Origin of the sequence: Microcystis sp. M179S2 (assembly GCF_020245805.1) — a bacterium.
GTDB lineage: Bacteria > Cyanobacteriota > Cyanobacteriia > Cyanobacteriales > Microcystaceae > Microcystis > Microcystis aeruginosa.
This window is the reverse complement of sequence record NZ_JADBUE010000234.1, coordinates 1-6,413: the sequence shown is the minus strand read 5'-3', so window position 1 is coordinate 6,413 and position 6,413 is coordinate 1. Positions and strand designations below refer to the sequence as shown.

The window sequence follows — 6,413 nt, the reverse complement described above, 5'->3', positions numbered from 1 at the left end:
GAACCAAATTTGTCAAGTATCATAAGTAAAATAATCTCGTTTTTGGCTATTATATCAAATTTTAACTCGATTGTCTATCTTTTGGTATTAACCTGTTGATGCCTTAAGTCCTTCCCTATATGGATTTCAGCTACTTTTGAGCGTAGGCGCTCTCATCGAATTTTATTTTAAGTTAATTATTTGCATAACAATTCCCGAAGAGCCTAGTTTAATAGCAGGAACAGGAGACACAGATAATACTGCCTTCTCGGTTGTAGGGAATCAATTACAGATTAATAATTACCCCGATTTTGAAACCAAGAATAGTTACAGTATTCGGGTAAAAACCACAGACCAAGGGGGACTCAGTTTTGAGAAAACCTTGACAATTACTGTCAATGATGTTAATGAAAATCCTAGTAACCAAGCTCCGACAAATTTAGCATTAAGTGCGACCACAGTAAATGAAAATGTCCCTGTTAATACAGTGATTGGAACATTTTCTACCACAGACCCCGATACTGGTAATAGCTTTACCTATAGTTTGATAGCAGGAACAGGAGATACAGATAATACTGCCTTCTCGATTGTAGGGAATCAATTACAGATTAATAATTCTCCCGATTTTGAAACCAAAAATAGTTACAGTATTCGGGTAAAAACCACAGACCAAGGGGGACTAAGTTTTGAGAAAACCTTGACAATTACTGTCAATGATGTTAATGAAAATCCTAGTAACCAAGCTCCCACAGCCCTAATTTTCCAAAATGCTGTCACCGAGTTAGCTGAAAATGTCAATGTCACACCAGAATTTAAAGTCGCCGATCTCCTGATTGAAGATGATGGTTTAGGAACCAATAATCTCTTCCTCACGGGACGGGATAGGGAGCGCTTCTTAATTCAGAATTCGGCTCTTTTCTATGTCGGTTTTACTCCTAATTTTGAAGCCCAAAATAGTTACGAAGTCACCGTCAATGTCGATGATCCAACCGTTGGTGTCACCCCCGATCTCACCCAAACCTTAACTTTAAACATCACCGATATCAATGAGGCTCCCACAGCCCTAATTCTTGCCAATAGCACTAAGGCGATCGCTGAAAATACCGATACCAGTCAAGGTGTCAAAGTTGCCGATATTCAGATCAGCGATGATGCCTTGGGGACAAATAGTCTTTCGTTGTTGGGCAGTGATCAGAGCAGTTTCCAGATTCGTGGCCGGGAATTATTCTTCATCGGTAAGGCTGATTTTGAAGCCCAATCCCTCTATAACTTGACAGTTGCGGTGACGGATACCACCCTCAACCCGGCTCCCAATGCCACACCAGACGCAACGGTTAATTTCACCCTAGAAATTACCAATCTACCCGACCAAGCCGTTAATCCCCAAACCATCCAATTTAAAGATACGGGTAATGGACAAGGTTCTCTGGTTTTCAACTTCAGTAACTTGCCCGGTAGCATACAGGTCAAAGCCATTGAGGAAGGACTTAGACAGACGGGAGCTTTCTTCAATAACGTTGTCGGTCTCTATCCAGTGGCCGATGATAACGGAGCCGTTTTTGATAGCCTCGATTTAGATGGAGATGGCAACGTGACAGAGTTAATTCAACCCGGTCAAGCGGGTTATGCGCGTACCGCCTTAAGTCAAGCGGTGAATAACTTCATTTTGCAGGCCAGTGGGGAAGGGGCAAACCAAAGCACCACCGCCGCTGAATTTGGGGATGTGTTGTTGGAAGGGGGGCGACGCTACGCACCCTTTGTCATTGCCAATGGGGGCAATCTGGGAGAAAGTCTGCAAGGGAGTATTCAGGCATTTTTGACCAAGAATCCCGATAACGTGGCGGCTACCCTAGAAAACTATATAAGTCATGAAGTGGCCTACTTCTCCTTTGGGTCGGCAAATCCCGATGGGGCGGAACATTTACGGTCAAGGGGGAATAATATCTTTGGCTTTGAGGATTTACCGGGGAACTTACCCAATATCAGCGATAACGATTTTAATGATGGGATTTTGGCGTTTAATTTTATTGGTTAATCATCCCTTGCTGGTTTGACAAACCATTTCCTCTGGGAGTTGCCGGTGGTTGTCTTTTTCTAACTGCGAATCACCGTCATTTGTCGCCCCACAGGACTCATTGCCGTTTCTGATTAATGGTGGCATGGCGGGCTTCCAATCCAGCAATGATTTATTAATAAATATCACCGGATGTACCGGTACTTTACCAGCTTTAGGGAGCATTCCGGTGGGTAATTTCTTTGTTTAATTAATACCATTTTTCTAAAGTAATGGCAGAGATGGTTAATTACCCTAAACTCCAACTCCTCTCCCAGAAAGGAAGATGGCAGTAGGATGTCTGCCACGAATAAAGAAAAATGGTATAACCTTACCTATCAAAACTTTGCCGTCACAATTTAGGACAACAATGGGCGTATAACCTACGCCTCTACTCTTCTTCATCTTCTTGACTTGACAAAGGCTTTTGTGAAACGTGGCGCACGAAAAGAATCTGCACAATATCGCCGGTGATTGTAAAGAGAATTCTGTAGGCACTACGTCCCTTACCATAAATAAGTTGTCGGATTTCTTCCTCCAAGAAATTATTTTCAAAAGCAAGTGAACAACGGTAAGGCATTTGCTCTAGTGACAGAATTGCTTTGTACAATCCTTCCAGCCAAAACCTCGCTTTTCGAGGAGAATCTTTGCTGAACCACAGATAGGCTTTTTCAATTCCCTGTTCTGCTTGCTGGTTGTATGACCACTTGATACTTTTGGCTCATGGAGAACTGTCCAGCTTATCGAACAATTCAGAGAAGAATTCCTCTGCCTTCTTACCTTTGCCTTGCTTCATGTCTTCAAGACCACGCTTGACTCCTTTAAGGGTCTCAACCAATTCTGCAGCTTCAAGAAGTGTCTGATAGGATTCCGCATCTTGCACTACGAGTGCTGCTTTCCCATCAACCGTAAGCACCAAAGGGTCTTTGGTTTGTTTGAGATGCTCTAGGAACTGGGTCGTGTTTCGTTTAAACTCAGTTAAAGAATGAATGTCTTTTGAAAGGTTGAGCATTATCTTAGCAGACAAAACGCATTTAATTATATGCTACCTTAAATTAAGTCCCCTGTGACAAATACCCGATCCTCTCATGACGGGCCTCCAATCCAGCAATGATTTATTAATAAATATCACTGGATTTACCGATACTTTACCAGCTTTAGGGAGCATTCTATCCTTCTAAGTCACCTAGAAAAAGGGTTTCTCGGAGAAACCCTTTTTCTGTGCCTTAGGCAGCTACCAATTCCGTCAAAAAACCAAACAACTCAAATCACCTAGAAAACGGGTTTCTTTAAGAAACTATTTAGAAACCCGTTTTCTTTGAGAAACCCGTTTTCTTTCTATTTAGAAACCCGTTTTCTTCAAGAAACCCGTTTTCTGTGAAAATTGTCAGCTACTCCCGCCATCCATTAGTCACATATTTCTTAACATAAAGTTTGACAATAACTGTGGTATGATTTCACAAGGACTTGATATTAAGTAGGTAGGCGTTAAAAGTTGTCAGATCCCCCCGCCTATCGGCACCCCCCTTATCAAGGGGGGCAGGGGGGATCGAACCTAAAATCCATTTTTAATTTAATTATAACCAGCTACTTATCATTACAATAGTCTCAAAAACAATGATCGAATTAAGTCCCGCCGCCGCTAGAGAAATTGAACGTTGGAGTCAAAGCCGTCGCCTGAGTGGTTCCTATCTGCGTTTGGCAGTAAAAAACGGTGGTTGTTCGGGACTTCACTATCATCTCGAATTAACCCCTATTGCGGCAGAAAACGATCGCTTTTATCAAAGTCAGGGTATTAATATTTTAGTCGATCCTGACAGCGATCGCTACCTACAAATTTTAAAATTAGACTATTCAGAAGATTTAATGGGTGGTGGTTTCCGTTTTACCAATGCCAACACCCAAAATACCTGCGGTTGTGGTCTTTCCTTTAGTGCTTAATTAACTGCTCCAAATAGCCAAGACAACTAAAAGCGCATTAACCAGATAAAAAGCTCCCACAATCTTGGTTTCCGTCCAACCACTTAATTCTAAATGATGATGAAAAGGAGCCATTTTTAACAATCTTTTGCCCTTGCCATCGGGTCCTTTTGTGGCTTTATAATAGATAACCTGAGCGATTACCGAAAGAGATTCCAGAAAGAACAGACCACTAATTAAAAATAATCCCCAGAGATGTCCAGTAATTAAACCCACTGCAGCTAAAGCACCTCCCAAAGCGAGGGAACCCGTATCACCCATGAACACTTTAGCGGGGTTGCGGTTATGAAAAATGAAGCCTAGACAAGCACCAGCAAAACAAGTGCAGAAAATCGCTAAATCCGGATGACTAGGGGCGATAATAAGACCTAAACCCAAAAAAGCGATCGCACCTGTTCCCCCCGCTAATCCATCCACCCCATCGGTGAGATTAGTGGCGTTACTTTCAGCCACAAGGACAAATCCCGCCAAAATCCAGAAGAAAAAGCCCAAAGGAATGACTAATCGACCCCAAAGGGTGATATCGGTACCCACCTGATTGAGCGACATCCAGAGACAAAAAAGCACCGCCCCCGTTATCTGTAAAATTAACTTCATCTGGGGAGATAGGCCCTTATTCGACTTATAACGCAGAATTTGCCAATCATCTAACCAACCGATACCCATGTAAACAAAGGTCAGCAAAGCAACCGCCACCACATTAGGAGTAAATTTAGACCAGATTAAAGCGAAAATAAGGGCTACTGGCACAAAAAAGCTGCCTCCCATGGTCGGGGTTCCTGCTTTCTTTAAATGAGCCTGGGGTCCATCTTCGCGCATAATCTGACCCATTTTCAAGCGCCGCAGCATCGGCACCACTTGACAACCAAGACCAGCACTGATTAATGTTGTGGCCATCAGGGGGAGTAACAGGGAATTAGTGGACTGAAAAAAAACTACTAACAGAAATAGTAATCCCGTTAGTAGAATCAGGAGATGGGTTCCAGTGGGTTTTTTAAAGATAGGGGCGGAAAAAATGTTAGCGTTCACGACTAAAGCGTCAGATAAGGGTAAAATTTGCCAAAGAAGACGGGATTAATCTTCATCTAAGACTAATTCATCCTCGTCGTCATCATAACCGATATCATCGACATCCATGAGTTCAGATAGTTCCACATCTTCTTCGAGAGTGAGATCTGGTTCGGCGATTTTATCCCGGGGAATCATGCGATTATTTTTTTCTAACCACTCGACAATGGAAGCGTCTTTTTTTAGGGGAATAACCGCGGCCGGTTCGTAGCGGGGTTCTTGACGAATAGAAGGATTAAGCATAATCACTCGACGATTAACAGCAATCATTTCGAGTTTACCATGTCTTTTAAGGCTCTGATAATCTCTTGATTGGCTGCGGGGAAAGTGTAATGATCTAGTTCCTGGATGGTTACCCAGCGGATTTCTTCACATTCGATCGCCCTTGCTTCGCCACTGAGATAACGACAGTTATATACTTGTAGATTAACCCGAAAATGACTATAGGTGTGATCGATAGTGATTAAATGACTATCCACTGCGATGTCAATGCCAATTTCTTCTAATATCTCCCGTTTAATACATTCCTGCACCGTTTCATTGCCTTCGATTTTGCCGCCGGGGAATTCCCAAAAACCGCCCAGGAGTCCCTTGGCCAGACGGCGATCGATTAAAATTAAATCTCGATCATCTCTAATTACGGCCACACCGATTTGTTTAGAAGCTAAAGAGTCTGTTTCGGGAATCATAGTGGTTATTGGCGAAAAAATCGGAAAAAATAGTTAAAAACTGACTGCGGAAAATTGAGTCAAAAGATGATATAATCGAGAATTGTACGATTAACGATTAACAATGACAGTCAGTTCCGAATCAAAGTTTATTTTAAAAGTATTGTGGTTAGATCAGAACGTAGCGATCGCTGTAGATCAGGTGGTCGGCAAAGGAACTAGCCCCCTCACCGCTTATTTTTTCTGGCCGCGCAATGATGCTTGGCAACAACTGCAAGAGGAGTTAGAAGCAAAACACTGGATTGATGAGTCCGATCGCGTTGATGTTCTCAACAAAGCCACAGAAGTAATTAATTTTTGGCAAGAGTTACGCAATCAAAGCCGACAAATCCCCATGGCCGATGCACAGTTAAAATTCCCCGAAGTTGTGTTTAGTGGTAGCAATTAATTTATAGCAGTTATCTTAATGGGGAGCGACAAAATCTCCAGTTTTAGGCAACGGAAAACAGGAAACTTTTTCAGTGATCACCGCTCAGCAGGAGAACAGCAACTTCTTAATAAGTAGGGAGGCACAATTATTTGTAGGATGGGTTAGCGGTAGCGTAACCCATGCGGGCGTTGGGTTTCATGCTTCAACCCAACCTACGTTCATCTTATATTTAATT

Annotated in this window: 9 protein-coding genes and 2 pseudogenes; 5 read left to right on the top strand and 6 right to left on the bottom strand. The window is 42.5% G+C overall.

Going from position 1 to position 6,413, the window contains the following annotated elements; translation table 11 throughout:
• Positions 1–136 precede the first annotated feature (136 nt).
• Positions 137–2,014 carry a cadherin domain-containing protein gene (locus tag IM500_RS14535; RefSeq protein ID WP_242034628.1) on the top strand — a complete coding sequence of 626 codons (1,878 nt, stop codon included), beginning with the start codon at positions 137–139 and terminating at the stop codon, positions 2,012–2,014.
• Here IM500_RS14535 and IM500_RS14530 read toward each other — a convergent pair whose 3' ends face one another.
• A complete protein-coding gene (locus IM500_RS14530; RefSeq protein ID WP_271939132.1) occupies positions 2,015–2,140 on the bottom strand; it encodes a hypothetical protein in 126 nt (41 codons plus the stop codon).
• On the opposite strand from IM500_RS14530, the pseudogene IM500_RS14525 reads away from it, so the two are divergent.
• A pseudogene (locus IM500_RS14525) lies at positions 2,124–2,243 on the top strand (bluetail domain-containing putative surface protein); the annotation flags it as partial. The gene IM500_RS14530 and the pseudogene IM500_RS14525 overlap by 17 nt on opposite strands.
• Positions 2,244–2,423: 180 nt before the next feature.
• On the opposite strand, the gene IM500_RS14520 reads toward IM500_RS14525, so the two are convergent.
• Positions 2,424–2,693: a type II toxin-antitoxin system RelE/ParE family toxin gene (locus IM500_RS14520; RefSeq protein ID WP_287738779.1), complete on the bottom strand. Its 270-nt coding sequence runs from the start codon at positions 2,691–2,693 to the stop codon at positions 2,424–2,426.
• 60 nt (positions 2,694–2,753) lie between these two features.
• On the bottom strand, positions 2,754–3,044 hold the full coding sequence (locus tag IM500_RS14515) for a type II toxin-antitoxin system Phd/YefM family antitoxin (protein ID WP_287738775.1): 291 nt from the start codon (positions 3,042–3,044) through the stop codon (positions 2,754–2,756).
• A gap of 82 nt (positions 3,045–3,126) precedes the next feature.
• Between IM500_RS14515 and IM500_RS24530 the strand changes: the two are divergent.
• Together IM500_RS24530 and IM500_RS14510 are read left to right on the top strand one after the other, a co-directional pair.
• A pseudogene (locus tag IM500_RS24530) lies at positions 3,127–3,213 on the top strand (bluetail domain-containing putative surface protein); the annotation flags it as partial.
• A 436-nt stretch (positions 3,214–3,649) separates the two neighbouring features.
• A complete protein-coding gene (locus IM500_RS14510; RefSeq protein ID WP_002754867.1) occupies positions 3,650–3,973 on the top strand; it encodes a HesB/IscA family protein in 324 nt (107 codons plus the stop codon).
• Here the strand turns inward: IM500_RS14510 and mraY are convergent, their stop codons facing one another.
• From mraY to mutT, 3 genes are read right to left on the bottom strand one after another with little or no spacing between them, the layout of a single operon-like run.
• Positions 3,974–5,041, bottom strand: coding sequence for a phospho-N-acetylmuramoyl-pentapeptide-transferase (mraY, locus tag IM500_RS14505; protein WP_287738774.1), 1,068 nt, complete (start codon positions 5,039–5,041; stop codon positions 3,974–3,976). It abuts the gene before it with no gap.
• A 45-nt stretch (positions 5,042–5,086) separates the two neighbouring features.
• Positions 5,087–5,350 (bottom strand): DUF3134 domain-containing protein, encoded by a 264-nt coding sequence (locus IM500_RS14500; protein WP_002735746.1) that lies wholly within the window; start codon positions 5,348–5,350, stop codon positions 5,087–5,089.
• The gene (mutT, locus tag IM500_RS14495; protein ID WP_002746036.1) at positions 5,347–5,769 is read right to left on the bottom strand and encodes an 8-oxo-dGTP diphosphatase MutT; all 423 of its coding nucleotides are present in this window, start codon (positions 5,767–5,769) and stop codon (positions 5,347–5,349) included. Before mutT ends, IM500_RS14500 begins: the two co-directional genes overlap by 4 nt.
• A 103-nt stretch (positions 5,770–5,872) precedes the next feature.
• On the opposite strand from mutT, the gene IM500_RS14490 reads away from it, so the two are divergent.
• A complete protein-coding gene (locus IM500_RS14490) occupies positions 5,873–6,196 on the top strand; it encodes a 30S ribosomal protein PSRP-3 (RefSeq protein WP_002766067.1) in 324 nt (107 codons plus the stop codon).
• Positions 6,197–6,413: the final 217 nt, after the last annotated feature.

Coding starts and splice junctions, on each gene's coding strand:
- IM500_RS14510 (WP_002754867.1), top strand. CDS start 3,650: ATGATCGAATTAAGTCCCGCCGCCGCTAGAGAAATTGAACGTTGGAGT.
- IM500_RS14530 (WP_271939132.1), bottom strand. CDS start 2,140: ATGCCACCATTAATCAGAAACGGCAATGAGTCCTGTGGGGCGACAAAT.
- IM500_RS14500 (WP_002735746.1), bottom strand. CDS start 5,350: ATGATTGCTGTTAATCGTCGAGTGATTATGCTTAATCCTTCTATTCGT.
- IM500_RS14490 (WP_002766067.1), top strand. CDS start 5,873: ATGACAGTCAGTTCCGAATCAAAGTTTATTTTAAAAGTATTGTGGTTA.
- IM500_RS14515 (WP_287738775.1), bottom strand. CDS start 3,044: ATGCTCAACCTTTCAAAAGACATTCATTCTTTAACTGAGTTTAAACGA.
- mutT (WP_002746036.1), bottom strand. CDS start 5,769: ATGATTCCCGAAACAGACTCTTTAGCTTCTAAACAAATCGGTGTGGCC.